Below are 24,397 nucleotides of genomic sequence, written 5' to 3'. Positions count from 1 at the left end.
TCCGGCCCGACCGCGGTGCTCGACGCGCGGCTCGACCAGGCCGCGTGGCGCGGCACCACCGTCGCTCGGGCCGCGCTCGCCGACGCCGTGGCTGCACCCCTGATCGGTGCCGGCGTCGGCGCGGCCCTCGCGGCGACGGACTCGGCCGCCACCACCGTCTCGGCGCTCGCGGCGGCGCTCGGCGCGATCGACCTCCTGGGCATGGACGCGACCGGCACCCGGGTGCTCTCGGCCGACGGGTTCGCCGCGCTGCGCACCGACCCCGTCGGCTTCCTGGGCGGCAAGGTGCCCGGCGCCCTCGCCACCGCGGACGGCTGGGCGGGCCTGATCGCCGACGGCGTCACCGACGGCTCCTACCTGCTGGCGGCACCCGGCACGCCGTACGAGCTGTTCGTCCGGCGAGACGGCACCGGCTGGCGCACCGGCATCCAGGCCTCGACCGCGGCCGGCGACGGCGACGCGCGCCCGTCCGTCGAGCTCTCCGCAGACGTCGACCTGGCCCTGTCCGCATTCACCGCGACCGCCGAGGTGGTCGCCCGGCTCGGCATCGTGGCGCTGCACTACCGGACGGCCGACGGGACGGTGACCCTCGACGCCGAACCGTTCCTGACCGGCGTCCGGCTCTGGCCCACCCTGTCGCTCCCGGACCTGGCCGCGAGCCTGGACGACGCGATCCCGCAGGTCCTGGCCTCGGGGGTCGTCGCGACGATCCTCACGCCTCTGGTCCCCGGCCTGGACGTCGCCGCCCTGCTGCACCTCCTGCGCGCCCCCGGCGAGATGCTCTCGGGCGTCGACGCGCTCGGGCTGGATGGTGGCGGGTTCGACGCCGGCAAGGTCGCCCAGCTGCTCACGACGCTCAACGGCGCGCTGCGGCTCCCCGCAGGACCGGGGCTCCAGCTGCCCGGCGACATCGGGCTGACCGTGGTGGCGGGCTCGACCCCCGGGTCCATCCGGATCGGTGCCGCGACGACCGCCCCCATCGAGGGCGTCCTGGGCCTCGGCTTCGCGGTCGAGATCGACGCGTCGCGGCACGTCGCGCCCGCAGGCTCGGTCACGATCGGCACGCCGCTCACGGGCAGCTGGCCCCACCTGGACGTCGCGTTCGGCGCGGACCCGACCGGCCTCTCGCTCGTCGTGACGCCGCAGGGCGTGGAGCCGATCACGATCCTGCCCACGTTCAGCGGGCTCGGAGCCCTGCGCGGCGCCGCCGGCGGGCTGCTGCCCCAGGTGCTCGACGCCGCCGTCGACCACTTCGCTACGCCGCACCCCGACTGGCTCGAGCACCTGCTGGCGGCCGCCGGGCACCTCGACCTGTACGACCCCGCGGGCAAGTTCTCGGCCCACACCGCCTCCTTCACGGCGATGCTCACCGGCACGTGGTTCGACGACGTCGACTCGACGAAGCGCGGCCAGCTGGCCAGTGCCGTCGTCGACCTCCTGCCCGGCGTGCCCGGCACTCTCGACGCCCCCGGCGGCGGCCTCGTCCGCTGGCGTCTGACGCTGCCCGACTCGCTCGGCTCCCTGCAGGCGACCGGTGGCTGGGGCCTCAACGGCCCCACCGTCGGGATCGGCATCCTCAACCTGCGTCCCGTGGCCAGCGCTCCCGCGGCGTTGTCGGCGACGGTGCAGGTCGACGGCACGGGCGTCGACGTCTCCGGTGCGCTCGGCGCCGACCTGTCCGGGCTCGGGGTGGCGCTCCAGCCGCGGTTCGCGTTCGACATCGACTCCGGCGGAGACGTGCGCATCCGTGCGCTGCCGTTGGCGTCGGGCGCCGACGACGGCCCGCTCGTCCTCCAGCTCGCGCCGGCGTTCACGGTGACCACGGCGTCCGGAACCGCGGAGCAGCTGATCGTCGGCTGGGCCCTCCCGCTCGCCCTGCAGGTGGCGCTCGCCGCGGCGGAGCCCGTGCTCGACCACGATCTGTGGACCGGCGGCCCGACGCTCACCGAGGCCCTGACCGACGCCGGCATCCTCGTCGGCGGGCACCTGGCCTCCCCGTTGCCCGGGGTGTTCCAGATGCTCGGCGGGTTCCTCGCGGCCGCGTCGAGCGCGCTCGACGTCGCGCTGGGCGACCTGCACGTCAGGCTGCTGTCCGACGGCGGCCGCGTCGGGATCGGCCTGTCCGGGCACGTCGCCATCCCGATCGGCGAGCCCCTCGACGTGCTGCTCGGCGCGCCGACGGCGTGGGGCGCTCCCGCGACGGGCGGCCTCGAGCTGTTCCTCATCGACACCACTCCCGAGCTCGCGTTCGACCTGGGCATCCACCTGCGTGGCGTCGGCGTCGGTCTGGAGAAGTCGGACGGGACCGCGCTGGTCTCCGAGACCTGGCTGCGGCTCGGAGCGGTCAAGGCGTACGTGTTCCTCGACCTCGAGACGCGCACCGGCTCGCTCGTGGCCTCCCACGGCGGCGGCGGTCTGGAGCTCGGCGGGTTCGGGCTGCCCATCAGTGCCGCGCTCGGCGGCGGCGGCGGATCGAACCCGGTGGCGTCCAACCTGCTGTCGTCCGGCGGGTCCGGCGGCGCGGGTGGCGACGGGCAGAGCGTCAACCCCGTCACCGACGTCGACGTCTGGTACTGGGACGACGCCGGCACCGGTTCGGCCCAGCTGCACGTGCTCGTCGGCGGGCAGAGCGGACTGTTCTGGATCCCCATCCACGCGGGGTTCGGGCCGATCTTCATCGACCAGCTCGGCATCGGGATCACGAGCACCGCCCTGACGCTCGCCATCGACGGCGGCCTGAGCGTCGCGGGCCTGTCGGCGGAGGTGGACGACCTGTCGGTCACCATCCCGTTCGCGCACGTCACCGATCCGAGCCAGTGGTCGCTGGACCTCAAGGGCCTCGCGGTCGGCTACTCGGGACCGGCCATCTCGATCGCCGGGGGCCTGGTCAAGTTCGACGGTCCGCCCATCGAGTACGACGGCATGCTGCTGGTGAAGATCGGCAGCATCGGCGCCATCGTCATCGGCTCGTACAGCGTCGTCGGCAGCGGGTCCGACGAGTACACCTCGTTCGCGATCTTCGGCGGCGTCTTCGTGCCCATCGGGTTGCCGCCCGTCATCAACCTCACCGGCATCGCGCTCGGGCTCGGCTACAACCGCCGCCTGATCGTGCCGGAGGACCTGAACAAGATCCCCGACTTCATGCTGGTCAAGGCGCTGGACAACCCCGAGGCGCTGGCCAACAACCCGATGCAGGCGCTCTACGCGTTCCGCGACCAGGTGCCCCCGTCCCGCGGCGCGCTGTGGTTCGCGGCGGGCCTGCGCGGCACCATGTTCGAGGTCGTCAACGTCACGGCCGTCCTGTACGTGGCCCTCGACGGCGGCATCGAGATCGGCCTGCTCGGTGTCGCGCGCATGGCCCTGCCCACCGACGACGCGGCGATCGTCAGCATCGAGCTGGCCATGAAGGCCCGGTTCAGCAGCGCCGAGGGTCTGTTCTCCATCCAGGCCCAGCTCACCGACAACTCCTGGCTGATCAGCAAGGACTGCCAGCTGACCGGCGGCTTCGCGTTCTTCACCTGGTTCCGCAACGGGACGTTCCTGCTGACGCTGGGTGGCTACCACCCGTCGTTCAAGCCGCTGCCCGAGTACCCGATCGTGCCGCGGCTCGGGTTCCGCTGGTCGTTCCTCGGCGTCGTGCAGATCAAGGGCGAGTCGTACTTCGCCATCACCTCGACGGCGTTCATGACCGGCGTGCGGATGGAGGCGACCTACGGGCCGGACTGGCTGCAGATCTGGTTCACCGCCTACACGGACATCCTCATCACGCGCGACCCGTTCCACTACGAGCTCGACGTGGGCATCGAGGTGGGCGGGCGCCTGCGCATCCGCATCTGCTTCTTCGCGTGCGCGACGATCGAGATCAGCGTCTCGGTCGGTGCGTCCCTGCACCTGTCCGGCCCGCCGTTCCACGGGACCGTCACCGCCGACCTCGGCGTGACGTCCGTGACCGTGCCGTTCGGCGACGACTCGCTGCCGATGCCGCCGGCCAAGACCTGGGCCGAGTTCGTCGACCTCTACGTCCGCGCCGGCGACGCCGCGGCCGGCAGCGTCGGGGCGCAGGTGAGCGCCGGCCTGCTGCCGGCCGAGCCCGCAGGGGCGCCCGTCGCGCCCGGCACCGCCGACCAGCCCTGGCGGCTGTCCGCCGAGTGGGCGCTGCGCACCGAGTCCAAGATGCCGGCCCGCGGCTTCGTGCTGCAGCTGCAGACCGACGTGCCCGAGTCGCAGATGACGGCCACGGTGTTCGGCCGGTTCGCGACGCTGTCCGCGACCTACGAGTTCGACCTCGCACCGATGCACGAGACCCACGACCACGTCGGCGCGGTGCACAGCGTCGTGCTCGCCCGCCAGACCGAGGGCACGAGCACGTTCGTCGACATGGTCCCCGACAGCCAGCCCGCACCCGCCGACAGGGCCCTGGTGCTCGACCCGACCCTGTTCCGCCTCAACCCGCTGATCGCGCAGGTGTCCGAGGCGACGTACCACTTCTTCGCCGACTTCAAGCCGCCCGCCGCCGCCAACACGCTCCCCGTCCTCAACGGCCTCGAGATCACGGGCGTGGCCGGGCTGCACGACCCCAGCGACGTGGTGCCCATCGGCACGCTGGTGGACGCGACGAACTACCGGCCGCTGCCCTTCGCACGGAACACGGGCTCCGTGACGATCGCCGTCAAGAACGCGGGCGCCGCCTACGTGGCGCTCGCCGCGACCGCGAAGGACATCTCGACCCCGGCGCTGATGACCGGCGTGGCGAGCATCGTGGGCGGGAGCAACCCGGAGTTCGCCGAGCTGCGCACGGACAGCGGGCTGCGCTCCCCCGGGTACGGTCCGGCCGCGCTGGACGCGCTCGCCAACCGGCGGTCGGCACCGCCCGTCCTCTCGTCGCTGGCCGAGGGCTTCACGCTCGACCCGGTGGGCATCGGCACGCCACCGCCGCCGGTGCGGGTCGGCCCGGTCGAGGGCGTGGCGCTCACCGAGCCGCGCGTGCGCGCCGTCCTGCAACGACCGGTCCTCGTCGCCGCGGCAGCACCGGCGATGCGCACCACCGTGCCGGCGCTCCGCCGGCTGCCGCGGCTCGACACCCGCATCGGGCTGCCCAAGGTGGTGCCGGTGGTCGACGTCCGGCACGACCTCGTCACCTCGTGGGACGTCCCCGGCTCGGCGTTGCTGATCCGGCCCACCACCGGCGTGCCCCAGCCGACGCGGGCCGCGCGGTCGTCGCGGACGCTGCGCAACCCGGCCCTGGGCGGGACGGTCGGCCGGGCGGCGGGCCAGAGCGTCGACGGGCTGACCAAGCTCGCGGGCGGCGACGGCGTGACCCTGCGGTCGGGCAGCACGCACCTGTGGGAACTCCCCGGTCCGCCACCTGGACGGTCTCCGCCAGCGGCGACAGCGCGGTCCGCATCACCGAGCTCAGCACGGCCGGCACCCTCCTGGCGGACCGCGAGCTCCCCGCCGGCCAGCAGTCCGTCATGCTCGTCGACGGCTGCGGGATGGTCGCGCTCACGGCACTGGGCGTCCCGACCGTCGCCACGAAGGCCGCGGGTGCAGGCGCCGTCACGGGGGCCGTCTCCGCCGGCAGCTCGACCCCCGTGCTGGGCTGGCAGCTCGGGTCGCAGCTGGCGCAGGTCGGCCCGACCACGCTGCTCGCCCGCGGTTCGGTGGTCCGGCTGAGCAAGCCCTTCGCCGTCGGTGTCCGCGGCCACGTCGAGGCCGCCGGGATCGTGCCGGTGACGCGCGCGATGCTCGACCAGGAGCTCGTCCGCACGGACCTGCCGGCGTCGACCACCGTCATCGGCGTCCTCGTCGACGGACCGCGGGGCGTCGCCCTCGGCCCCGAGCAGGTGGTCGTCCACACGGACGGCGCGGACGTCGCCGCTCTCCCGCTGCGGGTCACGGCGGGCAACCGGACGATGTTCCTGTACGACCTGCTGGCCGACGACCCAGCGGGCCCGACGGTCGGCGTCAGCGTCGGTGTCGTGGGCGACGTCGCCCTGGCCGGCGTGGTCGGTGCCGTCGGGAACGCGGCTCAGTGGGCGGCCGTGCTGGCCGGGTCGACGCTGACGCAGGTGGTGCCCGACGAGCACCTGACACCCGACGGCTCGGTCCAGGTACGGCTGATGGGGAAGGCGGTGCACGATGCCTGATCCGCAGGTCGGCGAGATGGTGCTCTACGACTACATCCGACCCCCGCTGCTCGCCGGCGCCTACCGGATGCGCGTGGAGACGGACGTCGCGATCGCCGGCGCACCGCAGGACCTGCCCGGCCAGGACTACTTCTTCGACGTCGAGGGCCCACGGTTCTCGCTCGCTCCGTCCGAGGTGGCGGGCGTGTTCCCGCCGCGCAACGGGCACGGCCCGTTCGACTCGGCGCTGCCGCACGTCGCGCTCGGTCGTCGGACGCTGCCGTGGGAGCGGCCGCTCGGCGACGCGTACACCGTCGGCCCCGACGACACCCCGTACCCGTTCCTCGCCCTCGTCCTGTTCGAGGCCTCCGAGTGCGAGCTAAGCGGAACCAGGCGCTCACCGACGTCGTCCCGGCGGACGTCTTCCAGCGGCTCGGCCGCCCCGACGGCATCCGGTGCGATGCCGTCGAGGCCGACCTCCAGCTGCTGCGTGACATCCTGCCGATGCCGGACGAGCTGCGGTTGCTCACCCACGTGCGCCAGGTGAACGTCGACGACCGTGGCTCGCCGCCGGCGACTCCGACGGGTACTTCGCGGTCGTGATGGGCAACCGGATCCCCCGGTCCGGCTCCTCCTACGTCGCGTGCCTGGTGTCCGTCGAGGAGCGCACCGACCTGCTGCCCACCACGGACGTGGTCGAGGAGCACGGCTGGGAGACGCTCGTCGACGCCCAGGACGCCCTGGTGTCCCAGCCGTTCGAGCTGAGCGGCGGCTCGCTGGGGACGGGCGTGACCGCGGAGGTCGCCGACACGATGGTCCAGCCGATGCAGGGCAGGACCACCACCGGCACCGTACGGAGCACGACGAACAAGGCCGCGATCCAGTCGGCGGTCGAGGCGGCGCCGGCGCGGGCCAGCAGCCTGGGCGTCACCCAGGCGGCCTCGGCCGGCAAGGAGCTGATCCCGGCGCCCGCCGCCCCGCCCGGACTCGTCGGCGCCGTCGCAGCCGCGTCCCAGGACGCCTTCCTCCCGTCGAGCAGCACCGCGCACGCCGCCGTGCTCGGCCAGTCCGCCGACCTGAAGCGGCGCACGGATGCCGGCATGTTCGTGCTGCACCCGAAGGCCCGCCTCGTGCTGCTGCACAGCTGGACGTTCGTGTGCGAGGGCGACGGCACGTTCCGCCAGCTCATGCAGGGCCTCGACGTCGCGATGGCGGGCGAGGTGGCGCCGTCGTCCACGCTCGCCGTCGCCGACACCGGGCACATCCGCATCGACGTCGTCGACCGCCTCGGTGCGCCGGAGCAGAGCTGGTACCGCGGGCCGTTCGTCTCCCAGCCGGTCTCGCGCGACCCGCTCGGGCCGTACCACAGCGCCGACCAGGCGCGCCGGGTGGTCGCCGAGACGGGCGCGGAGAACATCTCGTACGCGAGCGCGTTCGAGGTGGGCCGCCTGCTCGCGGCGGCCGACGGACGCCTCGCGCAGGAGCTCATGCGGTGGCGCCGGGGTGCGTACCGGTCGTCCACCCAGGACACCAGCAGGTCGACCCTCGTCGCGGCGATGCGGCTGGTCGAGGTGACCGACCCGCTCGACCCCGTGGCGCTGCGGTTCGCGGTCGACGTCCTCACCAAGGTCACGGCCGGCATCGGCCCGCTCGGCGACCCCCTGCTGCGTGAACGGGTGCTGTCCTCGCCGCTGCTCGGCGCGGACGCCCTGACGAGCACCTTCGGGCTGCGCTCGAAGGACGCCATCCGCACCCTGCTCGGTGCCGACGCCGGCCTGACGGGCGCGGTCGCGCTGCCGCCCCTGGGCAAGGTGCCGCCCACGTCGACGCTCGACCAGATCCTCAAGGACTCGGTGGGGCTGGCCGCCCTGGCCGAGGTGCGCAGCAATGCCATCGCCGCCGTGGCGGCACCCAAGCTCCGACTGGAGGGTCCGGGATGAGGGCTCCGCTGACCACCGCCCGGATGGCGCTGCACGAGCGCCTCGTGGCGCCCGCGCAGGAGTCGACCCTCGAGCCCGAGGGCGACCTGCCGCCGTACCTGGAGTCGTTCCTCGCGCACGTGCGGCTGCTGGTCGGCGTGCCGTTCGAGTACCTCGTGCCGGACGAACGCCTCCTGCCGCCCGAGTCGATCCGCTTCTTCTACGTCGACCGCTCGTGGACCGACCGACTGGTCGACGGCGCGATCGCGGTCGGGCAGATCGGCTCGCGCGAGGAGGCGCACTACCAGGCGCGCGCGACGAGCCTGGGCCAGCTGCTCGACCAGAGCGAGCGCATGGTGCGCCCGATGCAGCGCGGCATGGAGTTCCCCGACGCCAAGAAGTTGAGCGACGCGGACCACGACCAGGGCACGCTGGTCACGGGGTTCGTCCTGCGTTCCAGCGCCGTCAAGGGCTGGCCGCACATGGACGTGCGGGCGTACGACGCACCGGTCAAGGAACCGTACAAGTCGGCCGATCCCACCGTCGTGAGCCACCAGCTCAAGCTCTTGCGGCTGGAGCTGCTGGCGCCGTCGGTGATGATCGCGCTGTTCGAGGGCGAGCCGCAGATGGTGATCCTCGAGGAGCCCCACCACGGGATCCAGTTCGGCGTCCGACACCTCGGCAGCTCGCTCGCCGTGCCGCTGCGGACCCCCACCGGCGAGCAGGTGCGCGTCGGGGACGACGCCGTGCCCGTGCCGGTCCCGGTGCGCTCGCGGCACGCGGACATCGTCCGGGTCGCCGCGCTCCAGACCGCCCTGCAGACCGCTCAGACTGCTCACCCGACGGCGATCCAGCAGACCGGCGCCGGCGCGTTCGCCATCTCGGTGCTCGACCCGCCGTGGCGTCAGCACTTCGAGGGGACCGTCGACCACGCCGACACCGGCGCGGTCGACCCGGACTCCCGGTTCCCGGCCTTCCACGTCACGGCTGTCCTCCAGCAGGGCATCGTCCTGAGCACGGTGAAGACCGTCCTGGGGGTGGTCTAGATGGCCGCGTTCGACAACCGGCTCGTCGGTGCGGCGATCGCCCACGGGATCACGCCGCGCGCCGTGGCCACCTGGAACCCCGCACTGGCCCGCACGCCACGGGTGATGGTCCCCATCCAGCTCGACGTGCTGCTGGTGCGCGAGGAGGGCGGGACCTGGGCGAAGACCGCCATGACCGTGCCCGACCCCGGATCGGCCCCGGACGCCCACACGCTGCTGCCCGACCCGTTCGCGGAACGCGACCCGCGCAAGCCCGGCGCCTACCTGCACTGGGCCCTGCCCGACGCGCTGACGCGCGGCGGCGGGACGGCTGCCGGCGGCGACGTCTCGTTCCCGCCCGTCCCGGACCGCTGGGTGGTCAGCCGCATCTCCACGCCTCAGGCCGGAGCCCGCCGCGCCGTCACCGCCTGGGTGATGGAGACCGGCGGCCAGGAGCCCGTCGTCGAGCCGCTCGACAGCTGGACCGAGACGGCCGACCCGGAGCGGACGGACACGCCGGGCGTGCAGCCGCTCACCGTGCTCGGGCACGGCGACGCCGCCTGGTCGGCCTACTACGACGACGTCGAGAACCGCCTCGGCTTCTACGACGACCTGTCGGGCGCCACGGGTCCGGTCGCCTACCTCGTCACCGGCTGGCACAGCCGGCACATCGACGACCCGATCGGCGAGAACCTCAGCTCGCCGACGGCGTTCGAGGCCCGGATCGCCCAGCTCGGCTGGGAGATCAACCCCGCCGACATCGAGTCCGCGTTCGTCTACGCCCAGACCCGGGCGCTCGCAGCGACGACGTTCGGTCTGGCGACCCGCGAGGCGACGTACGTGCAGAAGGCGGACGCGGCGACCGGCAAGTCGTTCGCGGTCCAGGGCGTCCGCGACGACACCGCGACCCTGTTCGCACCCGGCGGCAAGGCGGTGCTCGGCGGCTGGGCGGCCCGGGCGGTGTCGTGGCCCAAGCTCACGCTGTACCACGGGGGCGTCGTCGGGCTCGGCTGGCCCGGCGCGGGGATCGCGGTCGCGCCCGACGGCCTGCTGGGCGGCGACGCGGGCGGACCGCCGGCGGCCGAGGCCGTGACGGTGACCATCGGCAGCACCCTCACCGAGGCGCTCGCGGCCCGGCTGGCGCAGACGACCGGCGCGCCCGACGAGGCGCGCATCCTGGAGGCGGTGCTGCTCGGAGCCGTCGACGAGCTCGACCAGCCCGACGCACCGGCCCGCATCGACGCGCGGCTGCACGCCTCGGCGTTCGGCAGCCTGCCGGGAGGCACGCGGACCGAGCAGGTCACGCAGCGCGCGCTGCAGACCCCGACCGCCGAGGTTCCGAACCCGAGCAGCACCGACCCCGGGGTCTTCGCCGGCACCGGGCCGGCCACGGCTCCTGCGGCGCCGACCAGCCGACCGGTCGCGGCGACCTCCTCGGGCGCCCAGGTGGTCGCCCACGTGCAGAAGTCCCCCATCGAGTACGCATCGCCCGCCTTCGCCAAGGGCACGTACGACGCCGCGCTGACGGCGGTGCACCTCGCGGTCACCGCGAACGTCCGGGTCCCGGTCCCGCGGTCGGCGAACGCGGACGCCCAGGCGGAGACGGTCGACTCGGAGCGGGCGCTCCCCCGGTACTTCATGCCGGCGGACCCCGTGTTCCTGCTCGAGGGTGCCGGCCGCTCGTTCAAGCACGGCTCCGACGGCCTGCACACCGAGACGGGCACCCTCGTCTGCCGGCTGTCCGGGCACACGACCACGAGCCTCGCGCCCAGCGTGCTCGCGCAGGCCGGCGGGGCCGCCGTCCGCGGGCAGGACCTGCTGGACCGGGGGCTGGAGCACGGCGGCATCCCGCCGGAGTGCGACGACCTCCTGGCCGAGCTCTCGCACTGCTCGACCCCGGATCGGCGCCGACGGCCGTCCGGAACCAGTCGGGAACCGCGCGGTTCGCCCGCGCCGGCGCAGCCGCGAACGTCGACCTGGAGGCCCAGGCGCGCGTCGTGGCCACGGAGCAGACCGCCTGGTGGATCGCGCGTGACGAGCGGCGTGACCTGTCGCCGTTGCTCGCGGTCAGCGGCCTCGCCGGCACGCTGCCGTCCGCGATCGCCGTCGCACCGCCCGTGCGACCGTGGGTCCCGCTGCACCTCGACTGGGCGGTCGACCTCTTCCGGTCGCCCGGCTTCGAGGACTGGCAGCTGGAGGAGGTCGACTTCGACGCGGTGCCGGAGACGGTGCCGGCGGCCGACGCCGTACCGGTCCAGACCCTGACGGGCCGGGCCCTGCTCAGCGGCGGAGCCGCGTCCATCGCGGCCGCGACCGTCCGTCGGGTGGTGGAACAGGCGCGCGCCACGGCCGGATCCACCCAGCTGACGCCCGGCGTCACGCACGCCTACTACTCCAAGGCCGCCCAGGAGATGCTCACCCGGATCGCGGCGCTGTCCACGGTGAGCGTCCAGCAGGCACCCGCGGCGCCGGGTGCGGGCTTCCACCAGCGCGCCGCCGACCTCCGCGCCACCAAGGCCCGGGCCAAGGCCGCCGTCGCCGTCCCCCCGGAGGCGGCCGCCGACCTCGACCACGTCGCGGACGAGCTCGAGCGCATGGACGTGCTGGTGGGCGCGATGGACCGGTTCAACTCGCGGCTGCGGGGCGGGTTCGTCGCGGACGGCACCAGCGGCGCCGGCCAGGCGGTGCCCCCCGACTTCTGGCCGCTGCGCTCCGGCTTCATGCGGGTCACCCGCCTGCGCCTCGTCGACTGCTTCGGTCAGGTCCTCGACCTGCTCGGGCCCGACGACGGCACACCGAACGCCAGCGCCGACGTCCTGGAGACCGAGACGCTGGTGGTCGACCAGCGCGACGACCTGGTCGAGCTGGCGCCGAGGTTCACCGCGCCGGCGCGGCTGTGGTTCCGGTTCGTGTCCGCGGACGACGACGCGACGGAGGCGGACGACACCACGTCGCCCGTCTGCGGGTTCGTCCTGCCCAACCACCTGGACGGCGACCTGCAGCTCTACGGCGCCGACGGCGGGGGGCTCGGGGCCGTGCGGTTCGACGCCGCGGCCGGTGTGGTCTGGGAGGAGTCCCCGGGGCAGCCGAGCGGCCTGGGCGGCCAGCCGGCGTCGATCGTGCGCAACCCCCACCTGGCGGGCCTCGCGCAGGGGTTGCTCGACTGGGGTGCCGTCGACGCCTCACCGGACGCGCCCGCCACCGACTCCGCGCTCTCGTCCCTGCTGCGCATCGTCGACGCCTCGCTGTGGGCGGTCGACCCGTTCGGGCACATCGGTGAGGAGCACCTGGCGCTGCTCGTCGGCCATCCCCTCGCCGTGCTGCGCGCCCTGGTGCGCGTCGAGGTGGCCGAGCCCGTAGCACCCGACGTCGTCGCGGGCATGCGCGTCCCCGTGCGGCTCGGCGCGCTGGCGCACTGGCAGGACGGGCTGCTCGCGTACTTCGTCGGCGACGACTACCGGACCCTGCGCGTCCCGGATCCGGCGGCTGCGGACTTCGCCCGGCCGATCGGCCCGCACGAAGGGTTCAACGGTCAGGCGTCGACCACGTCCGGCTACTACGACGACTTCGCGCAGGACCTCGGCGTCGTCGCCGATCCGGGCGGGACCCCCGTCGACCACCCGTACGTGGACACGAGCGGGATCCTCTGGGTGCAGCCCGGGCAGGACGTCATGGTGACGCTGCTGGTCGAACCGCACTGCGTGGTGCACGCGACCACCGGGTTCCTGCCGCGCAAGGAGATCGGCATGCGGCGTGGCTGGGTCGCGCCCGGCCTCGCACGGCTCGCTCCCGTGTTCCGGTTCGGCCCGGTGCTCGTCGACCCCAAGCTCGTCCGGATGCCCGTCGCCTCCGACATCCGCGGCACGTGGAAGCTGGAGCCACCGCTCGAACGCCACGACGTGGGTCGACGACCCGATCACCAACTCGGTGGGCGACGCGCGCATCCCGCCCGATCCCGCGCAGGGCCAGGAGGGCTGGCTCACCCTGACGCCCGAGGAGCCGCAGCCGTGAGCGTCGACGAGCAGGCACCTACCGACGCGAACCTCGGCGAGTCGGAGAGCACCCCGGAAGCCCTGGTCAACCGCCAGGAGGACAGCACCGGATCCGCCGACAACCGGCGGTGGCGGTACGCGGTCCGCGAGGTCGACGCCCTTGAGTACGCCGGCCCCGGCATCTGGCGGCAGATCGGGCCGGCACCCCTGGTCGTCGGCAACCAGCAGCTCTTCCTCGGCGTCGGACCGGACAGCGGCGAGGTGGTCGACATCGCGTTCGACCCCCGGCCGAACGGCCGGCTCTACATCGCGGCGGGCAGCGGCGGCGTCTGGCGGTCCGACGACGACGGCGCGAGCTGGCGCCCGACGACCGACCAGCTCCCGGCGACGTCGATCGGCGCGATCGCGGTCGATCCCGTGAACCCCGACATCGTGTACGCCGGGACGGGGAACCTGTTCGACGGGCAGGCCGGCATGCCCAAGTCCGCGGGCCTCTTCCGGTCCGTGGACGCCGGCGCCAGCTGGTCGCGGCTGACGTCACCGGCCGGCCGGCCGCCGCAGCCGATCACCGCGGCGACGAACGTCGCGGGTGGCGTCCGCGTCACGGTCGCGGGCCACGGCTACGCGACCTTCGACCGGGTGGCGGCGATCGGCCTCCCCGGGGTCGTCGGCGCGGCGAACGAGGCGATCGTCGTGCGCATCGACGACGACACGCTGCGCCTGAACGGCATGCACCTGGTCGGCGGTGCGTACGCCGGTGGCGGCACGCTCTTCGACGCGCGACAGCCACCCTTCCTGTCCGACCGCGGCATCGTGCGCATGGTGTGCCCGGTCGGCGGCCAGCTCCTCGTGGCGTCGGAGTCCGGGCTGTACTACTCGGTCGACGGCGGCAGGAACTTCGGCGCCAACCACCCGGCGTTCGACGACGGCAAGCCGTTGCGCACCGGCGTGATCTCGGCCCTCGAGGTGGACACCGGCTGGACCCGTCAGGCGCCGGTGCTGGACGCCACCCCGGCGAGCCCGATCGTCGTGCGCGTGTCCCGGCACGGCTTCGCGTCGGGCGACCACGTGGTCCTCGGCGGCGTCACGTCCAACCGCGAGGCGAACGGTGGGTGGGTGGTCGATGCAGTGGACGACGACCACTTCTCGCTGCGCGGGTCGACCGGCAACGGCACGGGCGCGACGACCGGCTTCGTCCAGGGACCGTCGCACCCGACGACGGTCGCAGTCACGGGCGCGACGAACCCCGCGGCGCCGGCCCCGATCGTCGTGACGGGCGCCGCGCACGGCTTCGTCACGGGGGACGTCGTCGCCGTCAGCGGTGTCCAGGGGACCACGAGGGCGAACGGCTCGTGGGCGGTCCGCGTGCTCGGCCCCGACACGTTCGCGCTCGTCGGCTCGCGCGGCAACGCGGCCTACACGGGCGGCGGCGTGGTCGATGGGCCGCGCCACCCCGCGCCGCTCGCGATCACCGCCGCCGTGAACGCCGGCGGAGGCATCACCGCGACCGTGGTCGGCCACGGCCTGCTCGACGGCGACCGGGTGAGCGTCCTTGGGCTGCCCGGCATCGCCGCGCCCGGCAACTCGGCGTCCGTCCGTCGCGTCGACGACGACCACGTCCGCCTTGCCGGGCTCACGATGAACGCGGCCTACGGAGGGGCGGGCGCCACCCTGGCCGGGCCGGCCGACAGCTGGAACACCGTCTACTTCGTCGCGGGGGGTCGGCAGTTCGGCACCACGGCGCTCAACCCGGATCGGGGGATCTTCCGGCTGACGATCGCCTCGACCGGCCAGGTCGTTCTCTCGGACAACCTGCTCGCGCACTCGGGTGGCGTGCCGGGCGCCTTCGGCCGCGTGGCCCTGACCCAGTCGATGCTCCCGCGGACGCGCACCCTGTACGCGTCCGTCCAGGACGGCGAGCGCGGGCACACCAGCGTCTTCGTCGGCCTCTTCCGCAGCGACGACTCGGGCACGACGTGGCAGGCCCGGCCGGCGCTCGCCGCCCGGGTCAACGTCGACAACTTCGGCGACCAGACCCAGGACCAGACCAGCTACGACCTGACGCTGGGAGTCGACCCGCAGGACTCACGACTCGTGTACGCCGCCCAGAAGCAGCTGTGGCGCTCGATCGACAGCGGCGGGACGTGGCCGACCGTCACCGCGGCGACCAGGGGCGGCGTGGACCAGCTCGGTCCGATCGGCGCCGCACCCAGCACCACCCTCGTGCACTGGGACCACCACGAGCTGGTCTTCCCGCCGCCCACCCGGTGGACCTGGACGGGGGTCGCCCCCGACGCGCCGACGCCCGCTTACGTCGGGACCGACGGCGGCATCTACCGGTCGAGCGGTCCGGTCGGCGGGGCGTTGTCGTTCACCGCCCTCAACGAGGGCATCGCGACGTCGCTGCTCAACTCGCTCGCGATCGGGCGCGGTCCGGGCAACAACGACGTCACCTTCGGCGGCATGCAGGACTGCGGGACCGGCGGTCACCGGCGAGGCGACGCCCACGGCACCTGGCTCGTGGGGATCGACGGCGACGGTGGCCCGGTCGCGGTCGACCCGGTCGACCCGGACATCATCTACGGCACCACCAACGGTCGGCTGATCAAGTCGACCGACGGCGGGACGACGTACTTCCAGCAGGGCATCGCGCGCACCGTGCCGGTCGAGGCCGTGGCCAACACGAACCCCGTGCGGGTCACGACGGCGCCGCACTCGTACCGGGCCGGCGACTCGGTGACGATCGCCGGGGTCACGGGCGGCGGCGGGCTGGCCAACGGGGCGAGCGTCATCAACGTCGTCGACAAGCGCACGATCGAGCTGCGCACCAAGAACGGCACGACGGTCGCCGCGTTCGGCACCGGCCCGACCGTCACCGGCGACCGGTTCCTGGCTCAGGCCGACGTCGTCGCCGCCACCCAGACCGCGCCGATCGAGATCCAGACCACGCAGCCGCACGGGTGCGCGACGGGCCAGCGAGTCCGCATCGATGCCGTCCAGGGAAACACGGCGCCCAACAACACCGATGCGCGTCCGGCGTGGACGGTCACCGTGATCGACGCGCACCGGCTCTCGCTCGACGGGTCGGACGGCACGCTCGGCTCGTCGTACGTCCAGGGCACCGGACGGCTGCGCGGGCCGGCCGTCCACCAGGCGATGCCGGTGTTCGGCACGGTGAACCGGAACCCGGTCGTCGTGACGGCGCAGGGACACGGGTTCCTCACCGGTGATCAGGTGACGGTCGCCGGGGTGCTCGGGAACACCAACGCGAACGTGGCGGCGCAACCGATCCACGTGCTCGACAACAACAGCTTCGAGTCGTCGGCGTGGCGGGCAACGGCAACCCGGGCGCCGTGCCGCGGGTGGCGGGGCCCAACGTCGGCGGGGGCGGCGCCCTGTCCAACCAGAGAGCTACATCCAGCGGATCGCGCTGGAGCCCAACGGCGCCAACCCCTCGACGACGATCTACTTCGCCCAGGACCAGACGCTGTTCAAGAGCACGAACAGCGGTCGCTCGTTCGTCGCGATGTTCACGTTCGCGGACCACATCACCGCACTGCACGCGCCCGCAGCGAACCGGCTGTGGGTGGCGACGAGCGACCTCGTGCACACCAACCAGCACTACCGGGTGTTCTTCTCCAGCACCGGGGGCGGCACCTACCTCGGCACGGCCGCCCACTTTTTCCGCGACGTCGGCGCGCGCTCGTTCATCTCCCAGATCATCGAGGACCCCGCCGTTCCGGCCGGGACGCGCGTGGCGGTGGTCGCCGCCGGGTACAGCCGGACGGCGACCCCGCGCCGGACGCGGCACGTGTTCCTCACCGAGACGGGCGGCATCAGCGTCGGCGGGAACCCGGCCTGGCACGAGCTCGGTGGCACGTTCAACGCACCCACCGGCAACCTGCCCGACATCCCCGTGATGGACGCCGCCTGGGACACGTCCACGGTGCCGTCCTCGCTGCTCGTGGCCTCCGACGCGGGGGTGCTGCGGCTCGACGGCGCGACGTGGAAGCGCGTCGGCCCCAACCTGCCGAAGGCAGGGGTCCAGGCGATCGTCCGCGACTCCACCGCCGGCCAGCAGGTGCTGCGCATCGCCACCTACGGGCGCAGCGCGTGGGAGTTCACCGTGCCCGCCGACCCGACCCTGCACGTCGAGGCCGACCTGGGATTCGGGGACCTCCAGGTCGGCCAGTCGGTGACCCGCGACCTCGTCCTGCACTCGGTCGGCGGCGCCCCGCTGAACGTCACGGCCATCGACGGCTCGTCGACCGACATCGTCGTGACGTCACGACCGCCCGGGGCCGGGTTCCCGCTCGCGCTCGCGTCGGGCGAGCACCGCGCATTCAGCGTCACGTTCACGCCGTCGGTGGCCGGGGACCGCGGCTCGCAGCTGATGGTCTCGTCCGACGACCCCACCCACCCGTCGATCCTCGTCAAGGCCACCGGGTTCGGCCTCATCGCGGGCCGTCCGCGGCTGTCGACCCGGGCGTTCCTGGAGTTCGGCACCGTCCACACGGGCGCGCCGGGCGACCTGGTCCTCGAGATCCGCAACCTCGGCGACGGACCCATGAGCCTGGACGCGATCGACCTGGACGCGGCCGGGAGCAACCGGTTCACCCTGGTGAACCCGCCGGCCGTTCCCCGCAACGTCCCCGCGGGCGGCAGCGAGTCCGTCACGGTGCGGTTCGACCCGATCGCGAACGGTCCCGCCGTGAGGTCGCTCGTGGTGCGCGCGAGCGGTCAGGGCCAGGTGGTCAACCTCGTCGGCACCGGCACCACCACGGCCGCCGGCATGGTCGCCGTCCTGTTCGACCTCCTCGGCGTCGGCGGCCCGCCCGACGCAGTCGCCTGAACCGCGTCCCCCCAATCACCGAGGGAGAACCTGCATGTCCACCAGCACACACGTCCGGGCCCGCTTCTGGGTGTTCGTCGTCGTCGCGGCGGCGGCGTTCATCCTGTTCGTCGTGACCCTGATCTCCCGCGAGTGGATCGAGGAGGTGTTCCACGTCGACCCCGACGAGGGCAGCGGGTCGCTCGAGTGGCTCATCGTCGCGGGAACGGCGCTGGTGGCGCTGGTGCTGGGCATCCTTGCGCGTCTGGAGTGGCGCCGACCGCGCGCAGCGGTGACCGCCTGAGGTCAGGGTTGCGCCGGGTTCCAACCCGGGCGCACGCCGCGACGGCCCGACGCGTCGTCTTCTACGGTGAGTCCATGCCCCGATCCATCGCGACCACCCGCACCGTCGACCTGACCGAGCTCCTCGACTTCGTGCGAGACCGGCACCACTACGTCCTCGTCACCACCCGCACGGACGGGCGGCCCCAGATCTCGCCCGTGAGCGGTGGCGTCGACGACCGGGGTCGGCTCGTCGTCTCGACCTACCCCGGCCGCGCCAAGGCGCTCAACGCCGAGCGCCGCCCGCAGGTCACGGTCTGCGTCCTGTCCGACGACTTCGGCGGCGCCTGGGTCCAGGTGGACGGTGACGCGGAGGTGCTGCACATGCCGCAGGCCGAGGACGCCCTGGTCGACTACTACCGGTGCATCGCGGGCGAGCACCCCGACTGGGACGAGTACCGCGCGGCCATGCGCGTGCAGGGCAAGTCGCTGATCCGCATCACGCCGACGCGCTGGGGACCGATCGCGACGGGCGGTTTCCCGGCCGACGTCGCCGCTCGCCTGGACAGTTGAGCGCTACGCGCCACCCGTCCGAATTGTTCCCGATTGTCGCAAGTCCATCAGGTCGGGTGACAACGCGGGTGAAGGTCGCGCCAGAACCGGGTATGACTCCTTGTCAACCCGCACGATGGATCTCGTGGAGAACGACAGCGTGAACCTCGCCTGGACCGTCGACGTGACCGACGACGACATCCGCGCCGCCAAGCGCGAGTGGAACCGCGCCCAGGACGCGCCGGATGCCGACAACGACCGCATCGCCCGCCTCTACGAGGACTACCGCCGCCTGGTCATCGCGCAGGCACAGCAGATCGCGGACGATTTCCGGGCCCGCCGGTCGAGCTGACCCGTCTGGGGTTCGGCCGTGAAGCTCGACCGGTCCACCCTCGAGTCCTTCCGCGGGCGGACCCTTCCCGACCTGCTCGCTGACCCGACCCGGCTGCTCTTCGTCGGCGTCAACCCTGGTCTGCGCGCCGCCGCCGTCCAGGCGCACTTCGGTGGCGGCGGGACCAACCGGTTCTTCCCCGCGCTGTACCGGGCGGGAGTCGTCGACCGCCTGATCGATGCGTCGGCGGGCTTCCGCCCCGAGGACCTCGCCCACCTGCGCGAACGCGGCGTCGGCATCACCTCGCTCGTGGCCGGCGCGTCGGCCCGCGCCGACGAGCTCACCGCGGCACAGCTCGTCGCGGGTGCACAGGACCTCGCGGCGCGCCTCCGTCGGATCGCGCCGGTCGCCGTGGCGATGCTCGGCATCACCGCGTACCGGACGGCGTTCGCGACACCCGCGGCGACCCTCGGTCGTCAGCCGGACCCGCTGGGCGCGGGCGTGGCGGTGTGGGTGGTGCCGAACCCCAGCGGCCTGAACCGGCACTCCACCCTCGCGGACCTGGCCGCCGCCTATCGAGAGGTCGCGGTCGCCGCGGGCATCCGGCCCTTCGCGGTGCCGGAGGACGTTGCCGGTCGAGATCGGACGACGGCGGCAGTCCCCCGCGGGCGCGGCACTCAGTCGCGCTGACCGGCTTCGCGCTGGCGAACGAGCTCCTCGACCGCGACGGGCAGGGTGGTCTCGAAGTCGATCAGCTTGGCCCACGTCGGGGTCACGACGATCCGGACCATGCCGTCGCGGTAGAGCGAGCGCACCTCCGCCTCCCACTCGATCCGCTGCTCGGCCGTCATGTCGTACGTCGTGTTCGCCTCGAGGAACTCGTCGGGGATCCCGTCCACGGGGTCGAGCTTCGCACGGCCCCGGATCAGCAGGATCTTCGGCGGGTGCGACTCCGTGTCGATGGTGAGCGCGACGGCCGGGTTCGCGCGCAGTGCCGGCACCTTCGGCGCGTTGGGCGGTGTGCACAGCACCAGGGTCGAACCGTTCCAGCTGAACCCGATCGGGATCGTGCGCGGCGTGCCGTCCCGGGCGACGTAGGCCAGACGGGCCAGGTCGCGCGCCAGCATCTCCTGGCTGATCGGTCGGCCCAGGATCTCGGCGATCTCGTTCCCCTGCACGGCTCGTTCCCCGTTCCTCCCCCTCCGGCCGAGCCTAGGCTTCCGGGGTGTCGGCCCGCACGGCGAGCGTCATGTGCTCGGCGCCGCGGGCCCTGCCGGTGCTCCGCGGGGGCCGCTATCGTGCGGGAGTGGACAACGTTCTCGACGTCGTGGCGCGGCCGTACGAGGGAACTCAGACGTTCGCCGAGGAGCCGGGAGCGGTTCTTGCCCTGCTGGGGTCGTCGGCGGACGGGTTGACCGACGCCCAGGCCGCCGCGCGGCTCGACGAGGTCGGACCGAACCGCCTGCCCGAGCCGCCGCGTCAGCACCCGGTCCTGCGATTCCTGTCCCACTTCGACGACATCCTCATCTACATCCTGCTGGCCGCGGCCGTGCTCAAGGCGTTCCTGGGCGAGTGGGTCGACTTCGCGGTGATCCTCGCGGTCGCCCTGGTCAACGCCTTGGTCGGTTTCGTCCAGGAAGGGCGGGCCGACGCCGCGCTCGCGGGGCTGTCGACGATGCTCTCGCTCGACGCTCACACCCTGCGGGGTGGCAGCTGGCGGGAGACCGACAGCCAGGAGCTCGTGCCCGGCGATGTGGTGCGGGTCCGCTCCGGCGACAAGGTGCCGGCCGACGTGCGGCTCCTCGAGGCGACGAATCTCCAGGTCGAGGAGGCGGCACTGACCGGGGAGTCGGTCGCCTCTGCCAAGTCGGTGGAGGCGGTCGGGACGGACGCCGGGGTCGGTGACCGTTCGTGCATGCTCTACTCGGGCACGATCGTCACGACGGGCCGCGGCCTCGGTGTCGTGACGGCGACCGGCTCGCACACCGAGATCGGCAGGATCCAGTCGCTCGTCGCCGGCGTGGACCACCTCGAGACGCCGCTGACCCGTCAGCTCGCGCGGCTGGGCAAACAGCTGTCCTGGCTGATCCTCGGGATGGCCGCGCTGATGCTCGTCATCGGGCGGGTCATCCACGACTTCGCGCTCGACGAGCTCGTCTCGGCGGCGATCGGGTTCGCGGTCGCCGCAGTGCCGGAGGGCCTGCCGGCGCTCGTCACCATCACCCTGGCGCTCGGGGTTCAGCAGATGGCCCGCCGCCACGCCATCACGCGGAAGCTCACGTCGGTCGAGGGTCTGGGCTCCGTGACCACGATCTGCTCGGACAAGACCGGCACGCTGACCCGCAACGAGATGACCGCGCGCACCGTCGTGACCGACTCGGGCACGTACACGGTCGACGGCATCGGCTACGCCCCCGTGGGAGACGTGCGCATCGACGATGCGCCGGCCGTTCTCGATCATCACCTCGACCTCGAGGCGCTCGTGGACGTCGCCGCGCTGGTACCGGACGCCCAGCTCGCACGTGAGGGTGAGCACTGGGTGCTCGTCGGCCAGCCGACCGAGGGCGCCATGGTGGTCCTGGCCCGCAAGGCCGGTGCACGCGCGGACGGCGTCGTCCGGCGGGCCACCGTGCCGTTCGAGTCCGCCACCAAGTACTCGGCCACGCTCGACGGCTCCCCGACGGCACCGCACGCGTGCACGTGATGGGCGCCCCGGATCGTCTGCTCGACCGGTGCACCGCCCAGCGCACCGCCGCCGGACCTGCGCCCCTGGACCGGGAACGCTGGGACGCCGTCGTCGACGAGCTCGGCGGCCAGGGGCTGCGCGTCCTCGCGGCCGCCCGCCGACCGGCCGCAGCCGCCGAGGACGGTGTGCTCGAGGAGGTCGGGCACGAGCTCGAGTTCCTCGGCGTCGTCGGCATCGTGGATCCCCCGCGCCCGGAGGCCATCCAGGCGATCGCGGACTGCCACCGCGCGGGGATCGGCGTCAAGATGATCACCGGCGACCACGCCGGCACGGCCGTCGCGATCGCCCGCGAGATGGGGATCGTGGGCGACGGGAGCGTCGAGGCGCTGACCGGCACACAGCTCGAGGCGATGTCCCAGGAGGAGCTGCGCCGACAGGTGAAGCACGTCGAGGTCTTCGCCCGCACGTCGCCCGAGCACAAGATCCGGATCGTGCGCGCCTTGCAGTCGCACGGCGAGGTCGTCGCGATGACCGGTGACGGGGTCAACGACGCACCCGCGCTGACCCGTGCAGACGTCGGCATCGCGATGGGGATCAAGGGCACCGAGGCGACCAAGGAGGCCGCCGACATCGTCCTGGCCGACGACAACTTCGCGACGATCGAGCGGGCCGTCGAGGAGGGGCGCAGGATCTACGACAACATCCGCAAGTCGGTCGTCTTCCTGCTCCCGACGAACGGTGCGCAGTCCCTGGTGATCCTGGTCGCCGTGCTGGCCGGCCTCGCCCTGCCCCTCTCCCCCGTGCAGATCCTGTGGGTCAACCTGGTCACGGCCGTCACGCTGTCGCTCGCGCTCGCCGGCGAACCCGCGGAGCCGAACGTGATGTCCCGTCCCCCCCGCGCTCCCGGCGAGCACGTGGTCTCACGCAGCGCTCTCGTGCTCATCCTGTTCGCCTCGGCCGTCATCGGCGGAGCGACCCTCGGGATCTTCCTGCTCGAGAAGGGCATCGGCGCCGACGACGGCCGAGCGCAGACCGCCGCCGTCGCCATGCTCGCGTTCGGCCAGCTCGCCTACCTCTTCACGTGCCGGTTCCTGGGCTCGTCGAGCATCACGACCCGCGCTCTGACCGGCAACAACCTCATCTGGATCGCCGCCGGCGCGCTCGTCGCGCTGCAGCTGGTGTTCACCTACGCGCCATTCATGCACTCGTGGTTCGAGTCCGCGCCGTTGCAGCTCGGCGACTGGGCGATCGTCCTGGTCGCCGCCGTCGGCGTCTTCCTGCTCACCGAGCTCGGCAAGGTGGTCAGCCGACGCGTGGGCGCCTGACCTACGAACCGCGGCGCGGCGGTCTCACGCGCGTGAGCGGCCCCGACCGACGAGCCAGCCGATGATGCTGATGACCAGCAGGGCGATGCCGATCCAGAGCAGGACCTTCGCGGCGGCGACAGCGACGCCGAGCACGACCATCACGACGGCGACGAGGATGAGGATCAACCAGAGAGCCACGAGCTCTTCCTTTCGACGGACGACGGCCTGACGGCCATCGCAGGCGGCCGGCTGCTCGACCGTTGAGACGGATCGTGTACCCCGCGCAGGCGGTTCGCACGTCGAAGCTGGACGTGGCGATCAGCGAGCTCCGGACCGAGCGGCACTCCCTCGGGCAGGTCGCCATCGGCCGTGCTGCCGACGGTCCGGGCCTCCGGATGACCGCACGACGTGCGGCCGGGACGGATGTGGCCGAAGGTGGAGCGTGCGAGCCAACGGGGAGCAGCGGGCGATGGACGAGGCCGTGCGGTCCGCTGCGATGTCGGCTCTGCAGGACCTGCTCCTCGCCACCCCGTCGGTCGAGGAGTTCCTCGACGGGGTGGCGCAGGCCGCCGCCCGCCATGTCGGGCCGGCGACCTCGGCGACGATCACGCTGCAGCGTGATGGTCGTCCCACTCTGGTCGCCGCCAGCGATCCCCGCGCAGCCGAGTGCGACCACGTCGAGTACGCGGCGGACGACGGGCCCTGCTTGAGCTCCATCGACCTGGGGCGGGTCGTGCACGTCCCGAACCTCGACCATGAGCTCCGGTGGCCTGAGTGGCGCGCGGTGACACGGGCGAGCGGTTATGGATCGGCGGCTGCGGTCCCGCGTGAAGTTCGCCCCGGTGTGCAGATCGCGCTGAACCTCTACGCGGACCACGCGGACGCCTGGGACGAGGCCGCGATCGATGTCGCGCAGATGTACGCCGACGAGATCGCGCGCGCCGTGACCCTCTGCCTGCGCAGCGCCGACCAGGCTGAGCTGAATGCCGATCTTCGGGCGTCACTTGTGTCCCGGGCAGTGATCGACCAGGCGATCGGCGTCGTGATGGCCGAGAACCGCTGCGATCCCGAGCAGGCGATGGAGATCCTGCGCAGCGCGTCGCGCCACCGCAAGTCGAAGCTCAGGGACGTGGCGGCCACCATCGTCGAAACTGTCAGCGGGAGTGCTCCCCGCACGGCAGACACGTTCCGCGAGCGTTCGTAGGCGGCCAGGGAACGGTCGAGTGGCGAGCCCGGCGTCGCTGGCCTAGCCTCCCCGTACCGGGCCGACACGTCGGCCCGCAATCGTCGCTCGGGACAGGAAACGTCGCCGGGCATGGGTTGTGGTCGCGCCCCGGGCGCAGCCGC

Annotated in this window: 15 protein-coding genes; 13 read left to right on the top strand and 2 right to left on the bottom strand. The window is 73.1% G+C overall.

Features of this window, described 5'->3' with window-relative positions:
* Positions 1-15: 15 nt before the first annotated feature.
* The 10 genes from AC38ZX_RS10325 (at position 16) to AC38ZX_RS10280 (ending at position 19,747) form a co-directional block, all read left to right on the top strand.
* On the top strand, positions 16-5,673 hold the full coding sequence (locus AC38ZX_RS10325; protein ID WP_491297213.1) for a DUF6603 domain-containing protein: 5,658 nt from the start codon (positions 16-18) through the stop codon (positions 5,671-5,673).
* On the top strand, positions 5,592-6,146 hold the full coding sequence (locus tag AC38ZX_RS10320; RefSeq protein WP_491297212.1) for a hypothetical protein: 555 nt from the start codon (positions 5,592-5,594) through the stop codon (positions 6,144-6,146). The genes AC38ZX_RS10325 and AC38ZX_RS10320 overlap by 82 nt, the downstream gene beginning before the upstream one ends.
* Positions 6,139-6,672, top strand: a complete 534-nt coding sequence (locus AC38ZX_RS10315; RefSeq protein WP_491297210.1) for a hypothetical protein — start codon at positions 6,139-6,141, stop codon at positions 6,670-6,672. Before AC38ZX_RS10320 ends, AC38ZX_RS10315 begins: the two co-directional genes overlap by 8 nt.
* Positions 6,673-6,727: 55 nt before the next feature.
* Positions 6,728-8,065, top strand: coding sequence for a hypothetical protein (locus tag AC38ZX_RS10310; protein ID WP_491297209.1), 1,338 nt, complete (start codon positions 6,728-6,730; stop codon positions 8,063-8,065).
* Positions 8,062-9,090 (top strand): hypothetical protein, encoded by a 1,029-nt coding sequence (locus AC38ZX_RS10305; protein ID WP_491297207.1) that lies wholly within the window; start codon positions 8,062-8,064, stop codon positions 9,088-9,090. The genes AC38ZX_RS10310 and AC38ZX_RS10305 overlap by 4 nt, the downstream gene beginning before the upstream one ends.
* A 1,976-nt stretch (positions 9,091-11,066) precedes the next feature.
* Positions 11,067-18,029, top strand: coding sequence for a hypothetical protein (locus AC38ZX_RS10300; protein ID WP_491297206.1), 6,963 nt, complete (start codon positions 11,067-11,069; stop codon positions 18,027-18,029).
* Complete coding sequence (locus AC38ZX_RS10295; RefSeq protein WP_491297205.1) at positions 17,948-18,196, top strand: hypothetical protein; 249 nt, start codon at positions 17,948-17,950, stop codon at positions 18,194-18,196. Before AC38ZX_RS10300 ends, AC38ZX_RS10295 begins: the two co-directional genes overlap by 82 nt.
* A gap of 74 nt (positions 18,197-18,270) precedes the next feature.
* On the top strand, positions 18,271-18,747 hold the full coding sequence (locus AC38ZX_RS10290; RefSeq protein WP_491297204.1) for a PPOX class F420-dependent oxidoreductase: 477 nt from the start codon (positions 18,271-18,273) through the stop codon (positions 18,745-18,747).
* Between the two features lie 124 nt (positions 18,748-18,871).
* The gene (locus AC38ZX_RS10285; RefSeq protein WP_491297203.1) at positions 18,872-19,078 is read left to right on the top strand and encodes a hypothetical protein; all 207 of its coding nucleotides are present in this window, start codon (positions 18,872-18,874) and stop codon (positions 19,076-19,078) included.
* Between the two features lie 18 nt (positions 19,079-19,096).
* Positions 19,097-19,747 carry a mismatch-specific DNA-glycosylase gene (locus AC38ZX_RS10280; protein ID WP_491297201.1) on the top strand — a complete coding sequence of 217 codons (651 nt, stop codon included), beginning with the start codon at positions 19,097-19,099 and terminating at the stop codon, positions 19,745-19,747.
* On the opposite strand, the gene AC38ZX_RS10275 is transcribed toward AC38ZX_RS10280, so the two are convergent.
* A complete protein-coding gene (locus AC38ZX_RS10275; protein WP_491297200.1) occupies positions 19,735-20,235 on the bottom strand; it encodes a pyridoxamine 5'-phosphate oxidase family protein in 501 nt (166 codons plus the stop codon). The two genes, AC38ZX_RS10280 and AC38ZX_RS10275, sit on opposite strands and share 13 nt — an antisense overlap.
* Before the next feature lie 47 nt (positions 20,236-20,282).
* Here AC38ZX_RS10275 and AC38ZX_RS10270 point away from each other — a divergent pair, with 47 nt between their 5' ends.
* On the top strand, positions 20,283-21,761 hold the full coding sequence (locus AC38ZX_RS10270; RefSeq protein WP_491297199.1) for a cation-translocating P-type ATPase: 1,479 nt from the start codon (positions 20,283-20,285) through the stop codon (positions 21,759-21,761).
* Positions 21,761-23,068, top strand: a complete 1,308-nt coding sequence (locus AC38ZX_RS10265) for a cation-translocating P-type ATPase (protein ID WP_491297366.1) — start codon at positions 21,761-21,763, stop codon at positions 23,066-23,068. Before AC38ZX_RS10270 ends, AC38ZX_RS10265 begins: the two co-directional genes overlap by 1 nt.
* A gap of 24 nt (positions 23,069-23,092) precedes the next feature.
* Here the strand turns inward: AC38ZX_RS10265 and AC38ZX_RS10260 are convergent, their stop codons facing one another.
* Positions 23,093-23,248 (bottom strand): hypothetical protein, encoded by a 156-nt coding sequence (locus AC38ZX_RS10260; RefSeq protein ID WP_426595707.1) that lies wholly within the window; start codon positions 23,246-23,248, stop codon positions 23,093-23,095.
* Positions 23,249-23,492: 244 nt separating this feature from the next.
* Here AC38ZX_RS10260 and AC38ZX_RS10255 point away from each other — a divergent pair, with 244 nt between their 5' ends.
* On the top strand, positions 23,493-24,254 hold the full coding sequence (locus AC38ZX_RS10255) for a GAF and ANTAR domain-containing protein (protein WP_491297198.1): 762 nt from the start codon (positions 23,493-23,495) through the stop codon (positions 24,252-24,254).
* Positions 24,255-24,397: the final 143 nt, after the last annotated feature.

The organism is Cellulomonas sp. McL0606 (genome assembly GCF_058248365.1).
This window is presented reverse-complemented; position numbering and strand designations above follow the sequence as displayed.

Excerpts from the sequence above, each read along its gene's own strand:
- AC38ZX_RS10315 (WP_491297210.1), top strand. The coding sequence starts at position 6,139 with ATGCCTGATCCGCAGGTCGGCGAGATGGTGCTCTACGACTACATCCGA.
- AC38ZX_RS10310 (WP_491297209.1), top strand. The coding sequence starts at position 6,728 with ATGGGCAACCGGATCCCCCGGTCCGGCTCCTCCTACGTCGCGTGCCTG.
- AC38ZX_RS10305 (WP_491297207.1), top strand. The coding sequence starts at position 8,062 with ATGAGGGCTCCGCTGACCACCGCCCGGATGGCGCTGCACGAGCGCCTC.
- AC38ZX_RS10295 (WP_491297205.1), top strand. The coding sequence starts at position 17,948 with ATGTCCACCAGCACACACGTCCGGGCCCGCTTCTGGGTGTTCGTCGTC.
- AC38ZX_RS10290 (WP_491297204.1), top strand. The coding sequence starts at position 18,271 with ATGCCCCGATCCATCGCGACCACCCGCACCGTCGACCTGACCGAGCTC.
- AC38ZX_RS10265 (WP_491297366.1), top strand. The coding sequence starts at position 21,761 with ATGGGCGCCCCGGATCGTCTGCTCGACCGGTGCACCGCCCAGCGCACC.